Genomic DNA, 19,539 nt, shown 5'->3' with positions numbered 1-19,539 from the left:
CGTGAGGCATTGGAGAAAAATCCGGTATTCGCTGATCGGCCCGCTGATGATCTGGGTCGTGTTCATCATCGCCATGCCGTTTCTCGGCATGGGCGCAATTATCTCTCTCGGGATACTTTCGCCCCTTAGCGAGGCGATCCTGAAAGCCGCGACTATGTTTTGCGTTCTGATCCTTGCACCGCTCGCAGCCCTTGCCGAGATCGCGCCGCCTTTCGTGACGAGAGAAGAGGTGCGGTGGCGCAATCGCAACACCGAGACGCTCTTCGAAGGTGACGTGATATGGGAAGACGTTGCGCTTCTGCCGCCCATCCTGAACCGGATACGTTCAACGACTGGCAAGCATAGAAAGCAGGGAGACGAGCGCGACACCGCGGCGAATGGCAGAACGTTCAGCCTGTGATGCATCGGTCGATGTGGGTTGCCTTGCTCGTGGTTGGGCTCGGGGTTGGCGGCATGTTGTGCTTCGAGCGCACCGGCGGGCTGGATCGGACGGTCGCGCTCACCTCTGCTCCTGCAGAGGACACGCTTTCAGCGTCGTTCTCGATCTGTGGTGAAGACCGCCGCATGAACTGCGTCGTCGACGGCGACACCTTCTGGTTCAAGGGAGAGAAAATCCGGATCGCCGATATCGACACACCAGAACTCAGCCCGCCCCGTTGCACGGCAGAACGGGTCAAGGGCGAGGCGGCCAAAGCACGTATTCTCGCTCTTCTGAACGCTGGCCCATTCTCGATGAGCACGGGCTTGCGAGACGAAGACAGGTATGGTCGCAAGCTCGGGACTGTCAGCCGTAAAGGGCAATCGTTTGGCGAGATTCTCGTGGGAGAAGGCCTTGCGCGTCGATGGGACGGTGCGCGTCGAAGCTGGTGCGATAGCTGACCGCAAACCAGGCCGTTCCAACGTTATCATCCGCCGGCACGGCCGGCCATGCGAGAGGATCGTTATCCGAATGGAACGAAACCGCATGGCGGGTTCGGTGCGCCTGCGCATAGAGCCGTGCGGCGAAGCCGTCTCGCCCAGTTCCCGTCTGAAACCATCACGACGATGAATCGGTGACGCCGGATCGATTCATATAACTCGTTGGACGCCGCTTGCCGGGACAGCGACAAGGGGAACATGGAAAACAAGGAGACACGCCAGGTTCATCTTCACCGCATTGATGCGGCGCAGAACATGCGGCGCTACTACAGGATCGCGATCCAGCCGACGCTGTTTGGCGGGGCTTCGGTCGTCCGCAACTGGGGCAGGATCGGATCAGGCGGCCAGACGATGATGGAGACCTTCGATCATCCGGACGATGCGGACACAGCACTCTTCCTTATCGAACGAACGAAGAGACGACGCGGCTATCGGGACGCGGGCAGCTCCCAATAGCCTGTCTCAATCGGCCGAACGCCTGCATTTCCTGTGGTTTTCGCAATCCTTGCGAGGATTCCTGCCGTTCTGCCCCTTTCTTCGCCACATCTTCATTGTCAAAGCTGAAAGACCGAAAACAGAAAGAGGCCTTTCCGATATGACCACGACCAACGAAATCGCCGACAAGATCGCAGCCGAACAGAGCCTGACCAAGGCGCAGGCCAAGACGATCGTCGAGAGCGTCTTCAAGCAGATCACCGACGCGGCGCTTGCTGGCGCGGAAACGTCGATCCCCTCGTTCGGAAAGTTCAAGCTGAAGGACACGCCGGAACGTGAAGGCCGTAACCCGGCAACAGGCGCAACGATCAAGATCGCCGCTTCGAAAAAGCTGACGTTCACGCCTGGCAAGGCGGTCAAGGACGCACTCAACGGCTGAGGCAAGAAAGCCGCACAGGGGACGCAGAAATAGAGCCTCCTAGAAAGGAGGCTCCGTGCTGATGCGCCCGTCCTGTTCGGCCTCGATCGTTGCAAGCTCCGCCTGCACCATCTCCAGCTCCGACGCGATCTGGCGACGCTCCGCCGGATCGCAGGCGTTCCTGAGTTCGGCCTTAAGCTCTTCGCGTTGTATTTCGAGAGAAATCGTCATCGTCGTCTCCTTGACGTTTGTGAAAGACGACGCCGCGCGTCATGGCGGAGCGGAGGGGTCCAGCATCGCGGGACGCGACCGCCGGAGGCGGCGAGGGGAGGAACCGATTTGCGGAAGCCGCCATAGGCGGAAGGAGCAAATTGGAGGCGCCGCTCGTGCTGGACGCCTTCGGTTCGCCATGGCACGCTTGGACGAACTGAGCAGCTCACACCTCCTCGTATGGCACCGGAAAAGCCGGAAGCAGGCTCGATGCCTGCGCCCGGCTTCGTCAATGGGAACGGAAAAAGAGCCCCGCCTTTCGGCGAAGCTCTTCGGGGTGATCAGGCCTCCCGCTTCGGGCGGTTCCAGATGAGGGCGTATTCGCCGTCCTTATCGCTTGGCCAAAGGGCTGCGGTGATCGGTGCGTTGAAGCTCGGGTCGTCCAGCTTGACCGAGATGTATTCCTCGCCGTCGTTGGAGACCGCCTTCCAGCCGGCGCCGACCTCGACGCCGTTGCCGGCGGTGATGCGGAAATCCGGAGCGTCGCGCGAGACGCGTTCGATCGGGTTCAGGCGGGCCTTCATGCTGACGGTGAGGGTGCGCACGTTGCCGATGATGGAGTTGTTGCCGTTGGTGGTGAATTCGCCGATGACTGCCATTGTCGTAACCTTTCCGGTTTGCTCGGGCCGCGCCCATCGCGTCCTCGATGACGGTGTTAAGACCGACGGCGATCGACGCCGCACCCTTGGGCCGAAACGTCAGTGGAGGGCGGCCGGGAGCGGCTTTCTTGTCGCGCGAGGAATGCGAACCTGTTCGTAGGGGAAGAAAGTTGCGTATGGCCGTTGCGGCCAAGTCGGTCGAGACGAAGGCGTCCTTCGGTCACACCAGATCCATCGAGGACGCGATGGGTGTGGCCAGCCCGAACCGGATTGTGCACGACATGCCGAGAGACCATTCGGTGAATTCACACCAGCGCGCTGCAGGCACGATCGCTATCGGCACCAAGCTCACGCCACGTCACGGCTGCGGTCCTGCCGTTCCGTTCGACTCCTTCGCCGATAGGTGGGTCTGCCCTACCGACTGTTCGACAACCGAGCCCATCGTCGACAGGATGGTGCCTCATTCTGCCGGCAAGGACCGTGGTTAGGATGCGATCCCCCCAGCCCTCAGCGCCCACACCGCACCGGCTGGCCGGCACGGAAGACGTTCCCGGGCTTCAGGAACTGGCTGAGTAGCCGTCTTTCACAACGGAAATCCGCATAGGCCCAGTCGGTCCGAAGCTGTGAAAATTGCCAACTCGAAGAACGAGGTGTAATTCTTAGTTTCTACGCCAGGTGCCGGTGAAAAATTGGCTGTTGCGAAACTCTCTCGCAGAACTCAAATTTAAATCGGGATTTCTGCGACGATTCAGCAAGGCAGTTATACTCTGAGGCCGAGGAAGAGAGATATAATGTGGATGCGCATAACGGTTATGACCGGCATGTGCGCTGCATTTCTGAATAGTGGAGCAGCCACAGCGATGCCGGAGAATATGACGGTAGACCGCCTTCTCGCTATCTGCGAAGCGCCCGATCTGCAGGCGGCGATGGTGCAGGGTGATAAGCTCGGCTGGCAGCGGCTGACCGATGCGGAAACAGAGGAATGGCGTACTCATTTCGTTGGCTACAACGGTGGCTCTGTAGAGGCTGTAGGCTGGCGGCGGAAGAGTGCAGGTCAAACCGATTCATTGTCGTTCTGGGTCGCAGTCGGTCCAAACGGACACAAAGCATGTACATATTCGACGGCGAGACCTGCCGGGTTGCTGGATGCCTTGTCGGCGCGTCTTGGCGCTCCTGACACTCTGAACGAGGAGGACGTTTTAGAAATGATATCGGCGTATTGGAAGCAAGGTGCGGTCGAGTATTCGTTCACTCAGATAGGATCGTCCGCCACCATCGCTGTCGGACCGAGCAGATAAGACAGCCGACGCATCGATAGACTGTCGCACAATTCCTGCAGACTGTCTGAAAACTCGGCTGCGGGAGTTTTGCGACAAGCCCTGTCAAAGATGTATGGTGCAATCTAGTGGCTACACTGTTTGATAACGCGCTTGATGAAAAGCGGCTTCTGCGCCCTTCATTCCTTCAGGTGTGTGGGTTTAAAGCTCAGATATTGCCTGATGTTCTCGACAGGCCCGCGTTCCTTGCCCTGGCAAGGATTGCTGGAATCCCCGAAGGGTCCGTCTTTATCTATCATGCCGAGTTCGGCAAGCAGCCGGAGAAAACCACCAGCATCGATCCGGTCCGCGCATGGGACAGTCTTTTTCAAGTTTTCCATGAGGACGTCATTCTGGAGTTCTCACCAAGTCCGCTTTTTGTTTGGCTCCCCGCTGGCGAGCGTTTCCACGTCGTGTTCGGGAGCAAGGAGATGATCGCCCGACTCGACAGTATGCGGGAGCAGGCCGGCTCGTTTTCCACATTCGTTGACGCGTCGCGCTTGACCGAGAAAGGCAAGCAATTTCTGCTCGAAGCTTATGAGCGATACACGATCTGATGCTGCCCGTTCCAGCGTGCATTGGGTCATTCACGTCGAATAACCGCGTGCGTCGGAATAACGCCGGTGCAGCCAGATCAACGGAGCGGAAGATGACAGCAGCGTACCAATTCCGGGCAACTTTTCCGGCGGCGATACTGTCGATAGGTTTGGCTCTCAATGTTGCATCAGCAGAATCAGGCAACGATCAGGGCCGCGACTGGGCAATCAGCGGGACTGAGCTGCTCAAGGCGCTCGAAGGAAAGTCCGATGATGGCGCTCTGCAGAGTGAGGCTGATCGTATCATGTCCGGCGCTCGCGGTAGTGCTTATATAGCTGGGGTGGCTGATGCTACCAGCGGGACGGGGTGGTGTGGGGCCGGATCGGTCCTCCCCCATGAGCTTACAGACCGCGTATACACGCATCTTCGAAGCGTCACGCCAGAGCGTCTTAAAGGGAGAGCATCGACATTGGTGATTGAGATGCTGGCTGCTATTTATCCCTGCCCTGCGAATTAAAGAGGCGTTTTCGAGTGATACTAGTATTGGAAATCTTCATTTTTTCAGCTGCGTTTTTGGCGGTCATTCTTCTGGCGGCTCACCAAATTGTCGCGCAGATCAAGGAATACCGATTTTATAAGAGTAACGGCGGTGACTTTTCCGTCGATAGCGGCATGGACAATCTGAAGCTTGATGAGGGTGTTTATATCAACGCTCTCGGCCTCACGAATTGGCAGCGCTTCTATCTATTTCGTCCGTTTTACATCGTACTGCTTATAGCCTTCGCCGGCATGATGATCTTCTCATTGTTCTGACTGGCATGATAATAGTTCAATCCTGGCAGGATTCTTTCAGGATTCGCATCAATCCAAGCGTGGAACGTTATGGGTTTTTGGATTTTTCGCGACGATCTCTTGGAGGTGTGATGCCACAATGGCCATGGCGAAAGAAGCGGTCAAACGTTGATGAGTATGGTCGGAGTTCGCTTTGGCACCATGCGGCGGAGGGGAATCTTGTCTCGTTAGAAAATGAACTACGTGGCAGCACTGACAATGTTTCTGCTGCCGATAAAGACGGATTCACAGCCTTACACGTAGCCGCTCAGAATGGGCACTCTCACATTGTCAGGAAACTGCTTGCTGCTGGCGCAGAGGTCAACGTGATAGACCGTTACGGAAATGGACCGCTATGGACCGCAAGCAGGCAGGCGAGCTTGGCTATTGCGACAGAGCCGGCATTCGAGATTGTAGCGCTGCTGCTGAGAAGTGGGGCCAATTCGCATCATGTCAACAACGCCAAAAGATCGCCTGTGGTATGGGCTACCAGAAGTGCCAAATTGCGAGAAATATATATCGCAGCGGGCGTGCCAGTCCCGACCGATCGAGAGTAGGTGTTTTGTCGCGTAATTCCTGAGTTTTCGGCGTGCTCGGTGGTGCTCTGAAGAGCCTCGCCAATTCCTGTCGCAAATATCGAACGCAAAAGTCCGTGAAATGACGTGGATTTTTGCGACAGCTGAAACGATATATCATTTTTGAGTGCAGCCCAGGGTGACGGTCATGTGTTACGTTCCTTGCGCGTCACAATAGGGGCAAACTGACCCTATTGTGACTGGTAGACGGGGAAGCCACCCTAATGTGAAAGATTCCATCTTTGTTCTTCGAGTTGGCCATTTTCACAGCTTCGGGCCGACTGGGCCACGTAGGGGCACGTCTTGCGCTCAAAGATGGGCGATCATCCGCTGCCAAGCCGCCAATATGCTACCCTTAGACGCCACACATGCCTTCGCATTCGATGGGCCAGAGATCGAGTTGGCCGTGATCGGCCGCCGTCGACAGGTCGGCTTCGTCAAGAGGAACGCACGAGCGATGGAGATAGACGTCGCCGCGGATGCGGCGAATACCGGAACGCAGCGCTCGATCGACGACTACCGCGTCTGCCCACGCTTCCGGATCATGATCACGCATGTGACGCCAACGTCCGTTATCGTGGAACGGGCATCCAATGCAGGCGGATTTCGGGGGCGTCGGATAATCATGTCGGCGCAGCCAGGCAAAGCAATCTTGCCTATTCATGCGCTGTTCAATTAACGGCCACCGATTGATCTGCCAATCCTCAAACGAGGGTTTCATCCGGCTCGCCTCGTCTGTCGAAATCCCGATCCACTGTTCCGCGACCGCATGATCAGGCGAGCGTTTACGCGTGAGACCCAACAATTGCCGAACCTTCCTGCGGATCGGCACAATCTTGAAGTCGGTGGTGCAGGCCCGGCGCATCATGCCGATGGAAACAGTCTGGCGCGATGTCGTGCGTGACCCGATTTCAACGAGTTCACCGTCGTCGTCCTCGTCCAGAACCGGGCGCATACTCCCGGCTGGCGTCACCGTCTTTGCAAACGCCGGAATAGAAGCCCAGCGTTTACCGGCTGCGGCGTCCATGAGATTGTCGCGAACATTGCCGGCCGATACAATATGGACCGGGAACGGCAGGACATTCGGCGACGTCAGCCATTCGAGATGCTCGTAGACGGCTCTTGGCTCCCAACCGGTATCGGCGAAGATCGCGCAATCCGGCATTGGTCCGATTTCACCATGCGCTGCCATCAGCGCCATGGTGGTGGATTGAACACCGGCGCCAAGCGAAAGCGCACGCAGCCGGATCGGAGAAGGCACACCCTGTCCTGCAAAGTTTGGATCATGAAGCATCAGGCAGCCTCCTGCCCGGCCGTGGCTTCCGGCTGAAGGTCATGCAGACAGGCGACAGCACGCTGCGCATGCGCCGCAGCATTGAAGATCGCGCGTTTGTCCGAGCCGAGGATCTCGGCCCAACTCTGGATATAGGCGGCATGGTCCGGGCGCGGTGCAAGCTCCGGCACAATGCCGAGATCCGCGCACAGCATCGCTGACCCCAATTCCACGAGCATTTCCTCGAATGCCCTTTCGCGGCGGTCCTTATGGTAGCGGCTGAGATCCCTGTTCAGCCGCGCGGGACCGCCTGCCCAATGCAAGGTTTCGTGTGCTCTCGTGGCAACGAAGGAGCCCATGTCGCGAAACTGTTCGAGCAGCGGCAGCTGGATGTGGTCGGTCGCGGGAGAATAGTAGGCCTTGTCGCCGCCGTATCGGACGACAGCGCCCGTGTTGTCGAAGAAGCGATCGGCATGCTCGATGCGCTCCAGCGGTTTCGCGATCGGTTCGAGGCGACTGTAATAATGATCTGCAAGGCCATCGATCTGATCGCAATTGAAGACCGTGTAGGCTTTGAGGAACGGGATATCGCGTTCAACCTCGCCACCGCCCGCGTCTGTCCCGGTTTTGGTGAAGCGGCTGGCATAGACGACGGTCGCGCCGCTCTCACCCTTGCGCACGTGAGCGCCGAGCTCGTTTGCCTGGCGCAGCGTCATCCATGTCGATGACCCGAAACCGCTGGCGACGCTCTCCGACCAGAGAAGGAGAACGTTGAGGCCTGTGTAGGGTTGTCCGTTGTGGCGTAGTGGCCGGCTCACCCGGCCGGTCAGATTGGCAGCACTCCACGGCTGCACCCATGGGCGTACGCCCTTTTCCAGATCGGCGACGATCCTGTCGGTGATGCGTGCATAGATGTCGGTCCGCGTGTTTGCTGTTTTCCTGCTCATTTCCAAACCTCCGTTTCAGGAGGCCGCGCCCATCGCGGCCCCGTCGCGGAGGGCCGAAAGCAGGAGCGCTCGGGGGGAAGGCGCACCGGAACGGCCGGAACGCAAGTGGAGGACGGCGTAGCCGTTGCGGCTTGCGGCCGGATCCTGCAGGACCGACGAACGGGACGGGGCAGCGATGCCGCGCCGCCCTCTTTTCGTCTTTCCTCTGAATTTCGCTCCGACGGTGACACGAAAAATGGCCGCCTCGGAGTGAGGCGGCCTTATCCCGACGAAGGCGGAGCCGGAGCTCTGCCGAAGACATATCAGCCGAGAGCGTCCATCTGTGCGGCGGCCGCCTTGCGGTCGAGCGCCTGGCCGGGATTGTCGACCGGCCGATCGAATGGCTTCCACGTTTCGCCGACAATCTGTTCGTAGGCTGCGACGGCGCCTTCAGCTGCCAGGCGCAGCGCGTGGGCCTGAATACCCATGTCGGCTGCGAACTCACGCTTGCGCTGGGCGGCGCTGTCGTATCCGACCGGGCCATCGAGATCCTCGTCACGAGCCTCCGACGCACCCTTGGCGGTCGCATCGCGAGCTTCGGTGACGGCCTTGCTGTAGAACTGGCCAGCGCCATGGGCCGATCCGACATAGGCGCCGACGATGCGCTGGAGATGGATCTGCATCGCCCGTTCGCCGAGGCCATCGGAGAGGCCGGTCGCTGTTTCGACGATCAGGCGTTCGTGCATGTCGCGGATGCCGTCGCTGTCGAGGATGGCCGTCCCGAAGCTTTCGGCGATCCGGAGCGCCTGCACTTCATCGGGGCATGTCAGGCGGACCATTTCGATAGTGGCGCCTTTGCGGAGTTGCACAACGCGTGCGGCGGGGCGTGCGGCTTGGCGGGAAGGAGTTGCGGGCTTTGCCATGATGGCTTCCTTTTCGGTTTGTCCGAAGCGTTCGGCCCCTTGGCCGTTCTGTCCTTCGGTGCGGTCGAAGAGAACCGGCGCAAGCCGGGCGGTTCAGGGTCCGGGCAGGCCTGATCGAGCGAAGCAGGGGGGCGGGCAAGCGGAACCCACGGTTCTGCGAAGCCCGCGTCCCTGTTTTGTCGAGAGCGGCATGACCGGCCGCCCCGCGGCGCGACAGCGGCCTTGAACCGGACGGGCGCTGGTTCAGACCGCCACGAAACCGAAGGACAGAACGGCCAAGGGGCTGATCCCGGATGCCGAAGCCGGAGAGGAAATCATGCAAGGCACGCGCCAGATCTGCCTCGATGAGCCGACCCATTCGATCCGCGTGTGTCAGCCGCCTCCGCACCGCCAGGATGGGTTGCCGATCTGCCTGATAGGCCGGCGCCAACCGCTGGGTTTGCTCGCCGCACCAATCCACGATAGACGCCCACCTGATATCACGACCAGCGAACAAGTATTCGCAAAAGGAAACACCAGATGAGTGACCAGAACGACGACGACTATATGTACGACGAACTGACCGGTGAATGGCGTCCAGCATCAGAAATTGCGGTAGAGAAAACAAAGGCCGCTCAAGTGCGCGACGCCCCCGGCCACGTGCTGGCCGATGGCGAGTCCGTCGTGCTGATCAAGGACCTGAAGGTGAAAGGCGCCGGCCAGACCCTGAAGCAGGGCACGGTCATCCGCTCGATCCGGCTGACCGACAATCCGGAAGTTGACTGCCGGCATAACGCAATCAAAGGCCTGGTCCTGCGCACCGAGTTCGTGCGCAAGCGTTGATCAGGGCTCTGCCGATTGCTCAAGGTTTCGGCAGCCGATAGCAGTCCAGCCAGGTTGGGCCGTGCGTGTTGCGCAACTTGCGAAGGATCTGGCCGTCATCGCAGCGCCCTTCGCCCATCCAGACGGTGTTGAGAATGCGCTTCCAGGATCGGCCGTGCCTGGCCGCGTAATCCTGAAGCGCCTTTACCTCCTGATCCGTGAGGGACGGAAGCGGTTCATGGCGCTTCATGGTATCGTCTCCTGCAATGCCGCAATCGCGGACTGCTGACGCATAAGCTTGCGCGTCAGAGCATCGATCTCTGGCTGGCGCTGCGCGGTGATCGCCGCAAGATTGGAGCGGTAGCGGGTGAGGAAGGCGTCGGGTTCGAGAGGCCTGCCGCGGCGATATCCGTGTTTGCGCCGCCCAAGCGATGGGATCAGCGCGGTCATCCTGCGAATGATCTGGCGGTCGATCATATCGAGCTGATGCCGCGTCTGCCGGCACGCTTCTTCCATGCGCCGCAATTCCGCCTGTCGATCGATGGACCGGTTCATGCCGACGTCCTCCCCGTCCACGAGACAAAGCTTGATGGGCCGTCGTAGGCTGCGTGGCGCGCTTCATCGATGATGAAGCCGAAACGGCCTGCTTCGTATTCGGGTGACGGTACGAGAAATCGCCGTTCCGCGCCGCCATGATCGCGCCTGCCTCCGCGCGTGGCGATCACCTCGGTCATGCCCGGATGATGATCGGATCGAAGTGCCGAGATCACGATCCAGTCGCCGGCGTGCTCGAGTTCGAACGCGCGGCGATCCTTCACATGAGATTCGCCGGGAGTAAGCACAGTCGCGAAAATCGCCTCCCACGCATCGGGCTCCCAATCCTTTAGCGTGTCGCTGGCGCAACGCTTCTCGAAGCTGGTGAACAGTTCAGGGAAGGTGAGCGCCACGGCAGCCCAAGCGCAATCCTCCTCGTAGCACCCGTCGTCCGCCCGGAGCAGCGGATGGACCGTGCGGTTTCGATCGGCCGAGAGCCTGAAGCCGCCGTGGCTTGCACTGGAGTGGAATTCGACCCCCTCGGCATAGGTTGTCGAGTGCTGGGACGAACCCCATGGCGTATGCACGTGGGTGGCGATATTTCGACGTCCGAGCACCTGTTTTTCGCGCTGATGTTCGGCCTGTTCAAGGACGTGTGCACTAAACGCCGCCTCGTCAGTGAGTTCGCCGGAATGGCCGTAGAAGTCTCCCCGTCGCCACTCGGGAAACGGACGCCCAATCTTCCAGCCGGTGGCCAGATAATGCCGTCCGGCATGACCTGGCAGCATGGCAAAGGCGTGATCGCCGACGCGGGCGACGGGAAAGCCTTCGCAGGACAGACCAAAGGAAACCCCCGGAAATCCGGGGATGCAGTCGGGCATGTGTGTGGTGGGAAGATCGATCATGCGGCAGCCCTCCCTTCCACGACATCGGCGGCGATCTCATCCGCCGTGACGTCCTCGAGGACGGCGGACGGGTAGCCATGGGTGGTCAGCCATTCCTGCGCAGCCTGCCGGCTCGCCGCGAGATGGACGAGCTCGGCGCTATCGCCGGGGCGGTCGAAGACACGGCAACTGCCGACCGCCGGGCGTTCGACGATGGTGAACATCAGGCTGGCTTCCAGCGAAAATGTGCGGTGGACGCGGATCGTATTAACACCGCCGCCGCCATAGTCGCCTTCGTGCAGCGTGAAGCTGGGCGGCAGGATGATGTCGCCGGCGCCGCGCTCATCCTGCTTGCGGATCAGCCGGCCGCTGCTGTTGTTGGTCTTCCACGCGGACAGCTTTTTGCGATGGCGCTCCGGCGGGCGCGGCTGGCCGTCGGCCCACGCCAGAACGGTGCCGATCGGGACCAGGAATGCGAGATATGCGGACATGTTGATCTCCTTGATCTTCAGGGGTGGAAACGAAGCCGCCGCCGGTGGAAATCACCGGCGGCGGACATTCATTCGGAAGGGGAACGAGGGACGCGGCTACTCAGCAGCGATCCCGTAAGCATCCTGCTCTTGGTCAGGATCGACGGCTTCGGGAGCGTCGTCGGCGCTGTCTGGAAGGTCGGCCTCGTCTTCGGGGGTGGCGAGGCCTTCTTCCTCACCAAGGGCGGAACCATCGACGTCTTCTTCTTCCGCGCTGTTGTCGTCCCTACCGTCATGACCCTTGGTGTCGCCATCGAGCACCTCACCACTCTTGATCAGATCCACGATGTCCTGCGGATCGGGCGCGAAGAGTGCGGCGGTGTGAACGAAGCGTTCTTGCCTGAAGTGGTCGACGAGAGCCGCGCGCGTCTCCCGCACCTTCTGGCGCGGAAGGACGTTGGCTTCCTTCGCAGCCGCTTCCATCGCCTGGCGAGACAGGCACAGCAGAAAGTCCTCCGAGCCCATGTTCGGCAGGAAGTTGTCGGCGCCGATCGCGTCTCCTGCGATTCGGGAGATCACGCCGCTGTTGGACATACCCCGGCGGCACGACAGCACATCGATCAGCATCGAACGCGCGGCCACGCGCAGCGTCTCCCCGTCGAAGGCGAGCCTGCCGTCTTCGCCGATCAGCCGGGCGGCGTGGCGCTTGAAACGCTTCGGTCCGAACACGGTATCGCTGGCGCCGGAATCGACGCGGACGTTCAGGCCGGCGAATGCAAGCACGAGCAGGGCCATCAGCATGTCGTCCTCGATCGGGGCGCGTCCAAGAGCCTCATGCAGGGCATCGGTGCGGAAGTCACCGATCATGTCCTGGCCTTTCTGGGTTACCTCCGGCCGGGACTTTGGTGCATCAACGACGGTGTCGTCAGTCTCGGGCAGACCGCCCACAGTGGCCGCGCCACCTTTGCCTTTCTTCTTCTCCTCGGGTACCCTGTACGCCACCGACTGCACCTTGCCGTCACGGTCGAGATACATCCCGACGTGATCGGACTTGGACGGCTTGCCGTAAACGCGCTCCGCCTTCTTCGGCAGTTCCGGCTGACCCCAGTTGTTGACCTCGATGATCGCCCCCTTCTTCGGAAGGTTGCTCGTCATCCATTCCTGTTGGGCGCCGAGAAACGCTTCCACGTTGGTGGTGTAGCGGCTGTCCTGGTCGGCCGGGGCGAACAGATCCTCTACCCATTCGATGCCGTAGGCAGCGGCGAGATCATCCCCGAAGCTCGCATCCTTGGCGAACATGCGGGTCTTCGAGAGCGCCCGAGAAATATTGTACCAGTCGGCTCGCTCGGACTTTTTGGGCTTGTTTGCCTTCCACACCTCCTTCTGCTCATCGAGCGAGGCTGCGGCGATGGTCCGGAGCTGCTGCTCGTTCGGCATGTCGCCGAGCGCCATATGGTCGAGCATGGGAGGCAGCACATTGGCCAGGAGTCTGAGCTTCCTGATCTGGCGGACCGGCAGTGCGAGCGCCACACCGATCGCTTCCTCGGTCCAGCCCAGCGCAACCAGGCGTTCGATGCCGCGCCATTGGTCGACGGGGTTGAGCGGCTCGCGGGCGATGTTTTCCACCATCGAGCGCATTGCACCGTTGTCGTTGGCAGCTTCGACGACGAGGACGGTGATTTCCTCCATTCCCGCTGCGATAGCCTGCTTCACGCGGCGGTGTCCGGCCTGGATGATGTAGCCATTGCCACCGTCGATTTCCGGTGAGATGACCGGCGGCTGGATGATGCCGACCGCTTTTACCGTCGCGAGCAACAGCGCGTCAGACTGCGGCGAGGATTTCGAGCGACGCGTGTCGTCGGGATTGTCCTTCAGCGCACGGGGATCGAGTTTGAGGATTTGCATGAGATTGGCTCCTTCCGGGATTGGTGAGCCGGCGCCTTGCCGGCCCTTTTCCGTCTTCAGTTCTTTCCGAAGACACTTCCCGGACCGCGGAGCGGACGGGCCCGTGCAACTGCGGCCGAGCATCCCTGCCCGGCTGGCCAAGCGGGGCTTACAGCCCTGCGCAGGACGATGGGCCGGGATTGCGCAGTGCCGCGGTTGAGCGCAAGCGTCAGCGGCCTGCCCGATCTGCGAGCAAGCTTCCCCCTTCCTTATTTTCTCATTCCAAAAGAGCGTCCGTGCGGGCAGATGTTGTCACGAGTGTCGCTTGTCAAGCCGCGATCCGCTCACCGACATCAGCCGCCAGGGCCGTCTCGACCTCGGCAAGCTGCCGGTGTTTTTCGGCCAGTTCCCCGGCGAATGCGAATTCACTGCCTTCGCCGCGCGACTGGTACGACGCCAACCTGCGGCGGGCGTCGCCGAGACGCTGGCGATAGCGCTCCCGCTCGCCATCGAAATCGTCGAGCGCGTGCTCGAGGCGTGAAACAGCCCCGAGCGGCGTCACCGTAATCGGAAGCTCGATCTCGTAGTCCGCGCCGGTTCGCTTCAGCATGGTGGTGTAGCGATAGCCATCCTTGCCATAACGCTGGCCGTGATATTCGAGCTCGAAACCGCCGATCGAGGCGATGACGGCCTCGCCCTCTTGGCTGAGCTGGACTAGGGTCAGGATCTCCTTCAGAAGGGCGCGGCCCGCCTCCTTGCGTTCGGAGTAGTCTTTCCCCGCGACCGTCATGGTGAAGACCTCGCCAGTGGTCGGAACCAGCCGCGTGATGTCCTGACCGATCTCCGCAATCCGCCGTGTCCACACCTCAATGTCGCGCTCGGCGTCGCGAAGCTGCCTGCGAACGGCGTGCTGGTCGTCGATATGCGCTGCACGAAGCCGTTCCAGCCGGGCGATGTCCGCTTCAAGCCCCGCCTTTTGCATGAGCCGCTGATCGCCCGACGCGATGGCTTTCGCCATTGCGAACTGGTTGGCCTGCCCCTCGCCTATATCTTCCAGCCGCCGGATCGAGGTGTCGCCGGAGAGCGCGGCAGCGATGAAGCGGGCCTTTCGCTCGTTGTTCTGCCACATCGTGGCATCGAGGCTGCCTTCGGTCGCGTAGGCGAAGATATCGACCTCGTCGTGCTGGTTGCCCTGCCGAACGATGCGGCCCTCGCGCTGCTCGATCTGCGAGGGAAGCCAGGGGACGTCGAGATGGTGCAGCGCCTTCAGGCGGAGCTGGACGTTGACCCCGGTTCCCATCGTCTCCGACGAACCGATGAGGAACCGGACCCTGCCGGCCCGAACGTCGCCGAACAGGCGCTGCTTCGCCTCCGACTTCTTGAAGTCCTGCATGAAGGCGATCTCCGACGCCGGCACGCCTAGGCGGATCAGCTCGTCGCGAATCCAGCGATAGGCGGAGAAGCCCCTCGTCTTTTCGACGCTGATGGTGCCCAGGTCGGAAAAGATCATCTGCGCAGCACCTGGCACCTCGAACGGCTTGCTGTCATGACGGAGATAGACGCTGCCTGCCGTCACCTTCCAGATGCGGAAGGCGTTCGAGATGAGGTTGTTGAGCTTGTTGTCCGCCTCATTGTCATTGTCGGCATCCACGAGGCGCAGGTCGATCGCCGCATGCCGGCCGTCCGTGATAACGGAGAGCAGGATGTCGTCGCCCGGCTGCGGCGGCCCTTCGCGCTCCTCGATCGCCTTGATGCGCTCGGCCAGCACCATCTGGTAGTGCTTGAACGCCTGTGTCGGCTTCGACGTGACAATCTGGCGCCTGCCGGTCGAGATCGCCGGCACCTTTACATACTCGCGCAAATCCGCCGGCATCACGACATCCGCGAAGCTCCGGAACATCGCGATCAGCTCGGGCACGTTGACGAAGCTCGCGAAGCGGGAGACCGGCTTGTACTTGCCGGATGGCTGAAGCTCCAGTTCGGTGGTGGTGTCGCCGAACGTCGACGCCCAGGCATCGAACTCGTGCAGGCCACGCTCCTCCAGCGCGGCATGGCCCATCAGCCGCTGGACCGAGAACATTTCGCCGAGCGTGTTGGTGATCGGCGTGCCCGACGCAAGCACGAGCGCTCGGCCGGGATTGATCGTCTCGATGAAGCGCGACTTCACATAGAGGTCCCAGGCCCGCTGCGAGCCGTTCGGATCGACCCCCTTCAACGTACTCATATTGGTGGCAAAGGAGAGCTTGCGGAACTCATGCGCCTCGTCGACGATGATCTGGTCGACGCCGATCTCGGCGATCGTGAGAAGATCATCCTTGCGGGTGGAAAGCGCTTCGAGCCGCTCCTGCAGGCCTTCCTTCAGGCGCTCCAGCCGTTTGCGGGACACCCGGTCCTCATCCTCGACCTTCAGCAGCAGGGTCTCGTAGAGCTCCAGCTCATCGTGAATCATTTGGCTTTCAAATGCCGCCGGCACGCCGATGAACCTGAAGGCGGAATGCGTGATGATGATCGCATCCCAGGTCGCCGTCGCCGCGCGCGACAGGAACCGGGCCCGCTTGTCCTTCGAAAAATTCGTCTCGTCGGCAACGAGGATACGAGCCGTTGGATAGAGCGCCAGGAACTCGCGTGCCGCCTGCGCAAGGCAATGCCCCGGCACAATCTGCATCGCCTTGGCGATCAGGCCGAGACGCCGCTGCTCCATGATGCTTGCCGCCATCGTCATGGTTTTGCCGGCGCCGACGGCATGGGCAAGATAGGTCGAGCCGGACGAGATGATCCTCCAGATCCCGCGCTTTTGGTGTCCATAAAGAACAAAGGCGCCCGAGGCGCCTGGAAGGTTGAGATGATCTCCGTTGAACTTTCGCGGTGCGATGTTGTTGAAGCGGTCATTATAGACGCGCGCGAGCCGGTCGGTGCGATCGGGATCGGACCATATCCAGCGCTGGAAGGCGTCCTTGATCTTGTGAAGCTTTTCCTTTGCAGCCTCGGTATCGACGACGTTGAGAACCCGCCTTTCGCTGTCGCCATCCCTGATCGTATCGAAGATCTGCGGCACCCGGCTGTTCAGGGCATCGGACAGCAGTTCGCCTGCGTGGCGGCGGTCCGTTCCCCATTCGGACGTTCCCGCGGCCAGATAGCCGAGCTGTCGGGCCTCGACGGTCCATGACGCCAGTTCGGGCATATGATGGATCCGGATATCGTTTCCCATCATCTCCTTGACGAAGGCGACGACGTCGGCGGCCGGTATCCATGGAGCGCCTAGACGGGCGGTGATGTCGGAAGGTCGAAGATCGACCGGCTGAACGCCCGCCAGAGCGGTGACGTTACGGTTATAGACGGGATCGAGCGCGGCCGCGGCTTCAGCAACCTTGAGTTTGTCGCGAACCGGACCGGACAGATAGGCGTCGGCCATCTGCCACGAGCCATCGGCGGGATCGCGGAAGATCGCACTGCCGAGCTCAGCGACGACATCGTCTGGATCACGGTGCAGAAGTTCCGCGATATGGTCGAGATCGACGCGCCCGCGTTCGTTGAGCACCACGGCGAGTGCATCTGCCGCACTGGTGATGACAGGCGGTGCGGGCGGCGAGATGACACGCTCGGTGAAGATCGCGCCGGGCTTCGCGGTGTCGTTTTCGAGGTCGTAGTCCTCAATCGAGGCGACCAGCCAGCAATCGGGATCGTCCGCGAACGGCTGCAGGTTCGGGCGGCGATGGCTCTCGCGTGTCTCGCCAGACTCCGGATCCTCGGTGATCGAGACCGTGGTGTGGTTGATCGGACCGAAGTCGCGCACGAAGCTCGACCAGGCGATGCGCAGCCTGACCTGCAAATCCTTCCAGGGCCGGTCCTGCTCCTGGGCTTTCAGCACCTCACGGACGGCGTCGCGTATTGGAATGAGCTTCCGGATGATGCGGACATGCTTCTCCGGGATGCCGTCGGCGCTACGGCCCTTGCGGACTTTCACAGCAACGGGCTCCCCGTCGATGACCTGCATCAGGCCCTTCGCGTTGTCGAAGAAGAAGCTGCCTTCACGCACAAGCCGGTCGGACGGCAGGTCGACAGGCGCCGTGTCGGTGGCTTCTTCAAGATCGAGATCAATCTCGGTGGGCTCGCCGTCATAGTGGCCTTCCGGAAGAAGATGGACGGCGGCGGACAACGCGACGACGAGGTCCTCGCTGCCACGCGAAAGGCATGTATAGGTCTCGCCGAAGGGACCGGTGATGAGAGCATGGGTGCCGAGCACGAAATCCGGATGCCGCGCGAACCATCTGTTCACCCGGATGGCGCCCTCGTCGCCGGTCGCTGGCCGCACCTCCTCGATGTCGAGCCACGAGAGATCGCGCTCGGGCTCGGCGACCTTGCGCTTGCGGAAGAAAAGGATGTCCACGACGACGTCCGTGCCTGCGTCGGCTCGGAAACTGCCTTCTGGCAGGCGGATAGCCGCAATCAGATCCGCGGTCGTCGCGATATGTTGGCGCGCCGCCGAATCCGCCTTGTCCATCGTGCCGGAGCTCGTGACAAAGGCGGCGAAAGCGCCCGGCTTCAACAGGTCGATCGACCGGGCGACGAAGTAGTCGTGAAGTCTCAGACCGAGCGAGCGATAAGCCCGGTCTGATCGCACGGTCCGGTCGGAGAACGGCGGATTGCCGATGGCGAGGTCGAAGCTCGCTGGCAATTCCGTGCGCGCAAAATCTCCAGTGAGGATCCGCGCGCGCGGCTGCAACAGCCGGACGATGCATGCCGTTACGGGATCGAGTTCAACGCCGGTGACGTGCGACAGATCACGAAGCGCTTCCGGCATCAGCGCCGGAAACAGGCCTGTGCCGATTCCCGGCTCCAGCACCCGGCCGCCGCGCCATCCGAGGCGCTGAAGCCCTGACCATATCGCCCTGACGATGAACTCCGGTGTGAAATGGGCATACTGGGTGCAGCGGGCAAGCGAGGCATAGTCGGTCTCGCCGACCGCATCCTCCAGATCGGAACCGATCTCGTCCCAGCCCTTGCGGAATTCGAGCTCGCCCGGACGGCGGAAGACGCCGTTGGCAAGATCGGACGCGCCGAAGCCGGTGAAGCGGATCAGCGTCTCCTGTTCCTCGCGCGTCGCAGGACGTTCGCTCGCCTCGATCTCGGCAGCGAGCCGGATCGCTGCAATATTGTCGCGCGCACGGTCCTTCCAGCTGCGGGCGAGACCACGGTCATCGGCGAGATTGAAGTTCAGGCCACGGGCACGGCACTGCCGGGACGACGGTCGCACGACTGAGGCGATCGGCAAAGCCGGCGCTGGAGTTGTAGGATCGGGATCATCGTCTGGTTCGAAGTTGCTGCCGAAGGCCGTCACGCCAAGGCCGAGGCCGGACGAAAGCGCAGTGTTGCCGAAAAGATCGATGGTGAAGTGCTCGTCATGTGACATGCTGAAATCTCCTGGGTGAAGGCGCGCGTCGCCGTCCCGCTGGAAGGTTCCAGTCGGCCGGCGACATGCGTGGGATGAGGGGGATTGGGTGGGCTTGACCGCCGCCAGATGGCGACTGTCGAAGGATCGCTAGTTTCGCTCGATCACGAAGAGCTGCATCGAGTCCTGCAGGAACGCGATCTTCAGATGCGTGCAGCCGGGGCTTGCCGCGATCAGTTTCACGAGCATGGCGCCATCGAGAAACTCGACGCCGTCATCGCCGCCGAAATGCTGGCGCTTGTAGTGCCAGTAGTCAGGGTTGGTCTTCGGATCGCACTCTTCGGCATAGACGACGAACGGCCGCTGCCCTTCGGCGAGCTTACCATTGGAGAGGATGTAGACGCCCTCGTCGCCGACCAACCAAAGACCGGGCTTCTCATCGCGGCCCGGAAACACACCGTAGTGGGGATTGCGGAAACCGCCGTTGAGGTAGGCGTCCAGCCGTCCGTGCATCATGACGACGTGGATGTCCGTCACGGAAAAGGTGAACATCGCC

At 61.2% G+C, this 19,539-nt stretch carries 22 protein-coding genes; 11 read left to right on the top strand and 11 right to left on the bottom strand.

Translation table 11 applies throughout. The features are described 5' to 3' along the window. The first annotated feature begins 1 nt into the window (after position 1). From FY152_25995 to FY152_25980, 4 genes are all read left to right on the top strand, one after another. A complete protein-coding gene (locus FY152_25995) occupies positions 2–400 on the top strand; it encodes a hypothetical protein (protein ID UXS35606.1) in 399 nt (132 codons plus the stop codon). Next, positions 400–879, top strand: coding sequence for a thermonuclease family protein (locus FY152_25990; GenBank protein UXS35605.1), 480 nt, complete (start codon positions 400–402; stop codon positions 877–879). The genes FY152_25995 and FY152_25990 overlap by 1 nt, the downstream gene beginning before the upstream one ends. Positions 880–1,116: 237 nt before the next feature. After that, complete coding sequence (locus tag FY152_25985; GenBank protein UXS35604.1) at positions 1,117–1,374, top strand: WGR domain-containing protein; 258 nt, start codon at positions 1,117–1,119, stop codon at positions 1,372–1,374. A 139-nt stretch (positions 1,375–1,513) separates the two neighbouring features. Further along, on the top strand, positions 1,514–1,792 hold the full coding sequence (locus FY152_25980) for an HU family DNA-binding protein (GenBank protein ID UXS35603.1): 279 nt from the start codon (positions 1,514–1,516) through the stop codon (positions 1,790–1,792). A gap of 530 nt (positions 1,793–2,322) precedes the next feature. Here the strand turns inward: FY152_25980 and FY152_25975 are convergent. Continuing rightward, positions 2,323–2,640 (bottom strand): DUF736 domain-containing protein, encoded by a 318-nt coding sequence (locus tag FY152_25975; protein UXS35602.1) that lies wholly within the window; start codon positions 2,638–2,640, stop codon positions 2,323–2,325. Positions 2,641–2,816: 176 nt separating this feature from the next. Here FY152_25975 and FY152_25970 point away from each other — a divergent pair, with 176 nt between their 5' ends. From FY152_25970 to FY152_25945, 6 genes are all read left to right on the top strand, one after another. Then, a complete protein-coding gene (locus FY152_25970) occupies positions 2,817–3,128 on the top strand; it encodes a hypothetical protein (GenBank protein UXS35601.1) in 312 nt (103 codons plus the stop codon). Between the two features lie 303 nt (positions 3,129–3,431). Further along, positions 3,432–3,938, top strand: a complete 507-nt coding sequence (locus FY152_25965; GenBank protein ID UXS35600.1) for a hypothetical protein — start codon at positions 3,432–3,434, stop codon at positions 3,936–3,938. A 107-nt stretch (positions 3,939–4,045) separates the two neighbouring features. Beyond that, positions 4,046–4,513, top strand: coding sequence for a hypothetical protein (locus FY152_25960; protein UXS35599.1), 468 nt, complete (start codon positions 4,046–4,048; stop codon positions 4,511–4,513). 92 nt (positions 4,514–4,605) lie between these two features. Continuing rightward, on the top strand, positions 4,606–5,010 hold the full coding sequence (locus FY152_25955) for a hypothetical protein (protein UXS35598.1): 405 nt from the start codon (positions 4,606–4,608) through the stop codon (positions 5,008–5,010). Between the two features lie 17 nt (positions 5,011–5,027). Beyond that, on the top strand, positions 5,028–5,306 hold the full coding sequence (locus FY152_25950) for a hypothetical protein (protein ID UXS35724.1): 279 nt from the start codon (positions 5,028–5,030) through the stop codon (positions 5,304–5,306). A 110-nt stretch (positions 5,307–5,416) separates the two neighbouring features. Then, on the top strand, positions 5,417–5,881 hold the full coding sequence (locus FY152_25945) for an ankyrin repeat domain-containing protein (protein UXS35597.1): 465 nt from the start codon (positions 5,417–5,419) through the stop codon (positions 5,879–5,881). Between the two features lie 373 nt (positions 5,882–6,254). Here the strand turns inward: FY152_25945 and FY152_25940 are convergent, their stop codons facing one another. The 3 genes from FY152_25940 to FY152_25930 form a co-directional block, all read right to left on the bottom strand. Then, positions 6,255–7,193, bottom strand: a complete 939-nt coding sequence (locus FY152_25940) for a hypothetical protein (protein UXS35596.1) — start codon at positions 7,191–7,193, stop codon at positions 6,255–6,257. Then, entirely contained in the window at positions 7,193–8,119 is a 927-nt protein-coding gene (locus FY152_25935; GenBank protein UXS35595.1) for an ArdC family protein, read from the bottom strand. The genes FY152_25940 and FY152_25935 overlap by 1 nt, the downstream gene beginning before the upstream one ends. A 302-nt stretch (positions 8,120–8,421) precedes the next feature. Next, entirely contained in the window at positions 8,422–9,021 is a 600-nt protein-coding gene (locus tag FY152_25930) for a hypothetical protein (GenBank protein ID UXS35594.1), read from the bottom strand. Between the two features lie 519 nt (positions 9,022–9,540). Between FY152_25930 and FY152_25925 the strand changes: the two genes are divergently transcribed. Continuing rightward, positions 9,541–9,843: an alkylphosphonate utilization protein gene (locus FY152_25925; GenBank protein UXS35593.1), complete on the top strand. Its 303-nt coding sequence runs from the start codon at positions 9,541–9,543 to the stop codon at positions 9,841–9,843. Between the two features lie 19 nt (positions 9,844–9,862). Here FY152_25925 and FY152_25920 read toward each other — a convergent pair whose 3' ends face one another. From FY152_25920 to FY152_25890, 7 genes are all read right to left on the bottom strand, one after another. Then, positions 9,863–10,072 (bottom strand): hypothetical protein, encoded by a 210-nt coding sequence (locus FY152_25920; GenBank protein UXS35592.1) that lies wholly within the window; start codon positions 10,070–10,072, stop codon positions 9,863–9,865. Next, a complete protein-coding gene (locus FY152_25915; GenBank protein ID UXS35591.1) occupies positions 10,069–10,377 on the bottom strand; it encodes a hypothetical protein in 309 nt (102 codons plus the stop codon). Before FY152_25915 ends, FY152_25920 begins: the two co-directional genes overlap by 4 nt. Beyond that, positions 10,374–11,261, bottom strand: coding sequence for a hypothetical protein (locus FY152_25910; protein ID UXS35590.1), 888 nt, complete (start codon positions 11,259–11,261; stop codon positions 10,374–10,376). Before FY152_25910 ends, FY152_25915 begins: the two co-directional genes overlap by 4 nt. Next, positions 11,258–11,731, bottom strand: coding sequence for a hypothetical protein (locus FY152_25905; protein UXS35589.1), 474 nt, complete (start codon positions 11,729–11,731; stop codon positions 11,258–11,260). Before FY152_25905 ends, FY152_25910 begins: the two co-directional genes overlap by 4 nt. 96 nt (positions 11,732–11,827) lie before the next feature. Continuing rightward, entirely contained in the window at positions 11,828–13,615 is a 1,788-nt protein-coding gene (locus tag FY152_25900) for a ParB N-terminal domain-containing protein (GenBank protein ID UXS35588.1), read from the bottom strand. Between the two features lie 307 nt (positions 13,616–13,922). Next, on the bottom strand, positions 13,923–19,004 hold the full coding sequence (locus FY152_25895; protein UXS35587.1) for a DEAD/DEAH box helicase family protein: 5,082 nt from the start codon (positions 19,002–19,004) through the stop codon (positions 13,923–13,925). 129 nt (positions 19,005–19,133) lie between these two features. Continuing rightward, complete coding sequence (locus tag FY152_25890) at positions 19,134–19,535, bottom strand: DUF3085 domain-containing protein (GenBank protein ID UXS35586.1); 402 nt, start codon at positions 19,533–19,535, stop codon at positions 19,134–19,136. Positions 19,536–19,539: the final 4 nt, after the last annotated feature.

The organism is Agrobacterium tumefaciens (assembly GCA_025560025.1).
In the GTDB taxonomy this organism is placed as follows: Bacteria; Pseudomonadota; Alphaproteobacteria; order Rhizobiales; family Rhizobiaceae; genus Agrobacterium.
The sequence above is the reverse complement of the archived record's forward strand: the minus strand, read 5'-3'. Positions and strand labels throughout refer to the sequence as shown.

What these genes read in the sequence shown, in the direction of transcription:
- FY152_25945 (UXS35597.1), top strand. Translation starts at nt 5,417, where the DNA reads ATGCCACAATGGCCATGGCGAAAGAAGCGGTCAAACGTTGATGAGTAT.
- FY152_25975 (UXS35602.1), bottom strand. Translation starts at nt 2,640, where the DNA reads ATGGCAGTCATCGGCGAATTCACCACCAACGGCAACAACTCCATCATC.
- FY152_25905 (UXS35589.1), bottom strand. Translation starts at nt 11,731, where the DNA reads ATGTCCGCATATCTCGCATTCCTGGTCCCGATCGGCACCGTTCTGGCG.
- FY152_25935 (UXS35595.1), bottom strand. Translation starts at nt 8,119, where the DNA reads ATGAGCAGGAAAACAGCAAACACGCGGACCGACATCTATGCACGCATC.
- FY152_25920 (UXS35592.1), bottom strand. Translation starts at nt 10,072, where the DNA reads ATGAAGCGCCATGAACCGCTTCCGTCCCTCACGGATCAGGAGGTAAAG.
- FY152_25915 (UXS35591.1), bottom strand. Translation starts at nt 10,377, where the DNA reads ATGAACCGGTCCATCGATCGACAGGCGGAATTGCGGCGCATGGAAGAA.
- FY152_25965 (UXS35600.1), top strand. Translation starts at nt 3,432, where the DNA reads ATGTGGATGCGCATAACGGTTATGACCGGCATGTGCGCTGCATTTCTG.
- FY152_25990 (UXS35605.1), top strand. Translation starts at nt 400, where the DNA reads ATGCATCGGTCGATGTGGGTTGCCTTGCTCGTGGTTGGGCTCGGGGTT.
- FY152_25955 (UXS35598.1), top strand. Translation starts at nt 4,606, where the DNA reads ATGACAGCAGCGTACCAATTCCGGGCAACTTTTCCGGCGGCGATACTG.
- FY152_25900 (UXS35588.1), bottom strand. Translation starts at nt 13,615, where the DNA reads ATGCAAATCCTCAAACTCGATCCCCGTGCGCTGAAGGACAATCCCGAC.
- FY152_25890 (UXS35586.1), bottom strand. Translation starts at nt 19,535, where the DNA reads ATGTTCACCTTTTCCGTGACGGACATCCACGTCGTCATGATGCACGGA.
- FY152_25970 (UXS35601.1), top strand. Translation starts at nt 2,817, where the DNA reads ATGGCCGTTGCGGCCAAGTCGGTCGAGACGAAGGCGTCCTTCGGTCAC.
- FY152_25910 (UXS35590.1), bottom strand. Translation starts at nt 11,261, where the DNA reads ATGATCGATCTTCCCACCACACACATGCCCGACTGCATCCCCGGATTT.
- FY152_25980 (UXS35603.1), top strand. Translation starts at nt 1,514, where the DNA reads ATGACCACGACCAACGAAATCGCCGACAAGATCGCAGCCGAACAGAGC.
- FY152_25925 (UXS35593.1), top strand. Translation starts at nt 9,541, where the DNA reads ATGAGTGACCAGAACGACGACGACTATATGTACGACGAACTGACCGGT.
- FY152_25895 (UXS35587.1), bottom strand. Translation starts at nt 19,004, where the DNA reads ATGTCACATGACGAGCACTTCACCATCGATCTTTTCGGCAACACTGCG.
- FY152_25930 (UXS35594.1), bottom strand. Translation starts at nt 9,021, where the DNA reads ATGGCAAAGCCCGCAACTCCTTCCCGCCAAGCCGCACGCCCCGCCGCA.
- FY152_25940 (UXS35596.1), bottom strand. Translation starts at nt 7,193, where the DNA reads ATGCTTCATGATCCAAACTTTGCAGGACAGGGTGTGCCTTCTCCGATC.
- FY152_25985 (UXS35604.1), top strand. Translation starts at nt 1,117, where the DNA reads ATGGAAAACAAGGAGACACGCCAGGTTCATCTTCACCGCATTGATGCG.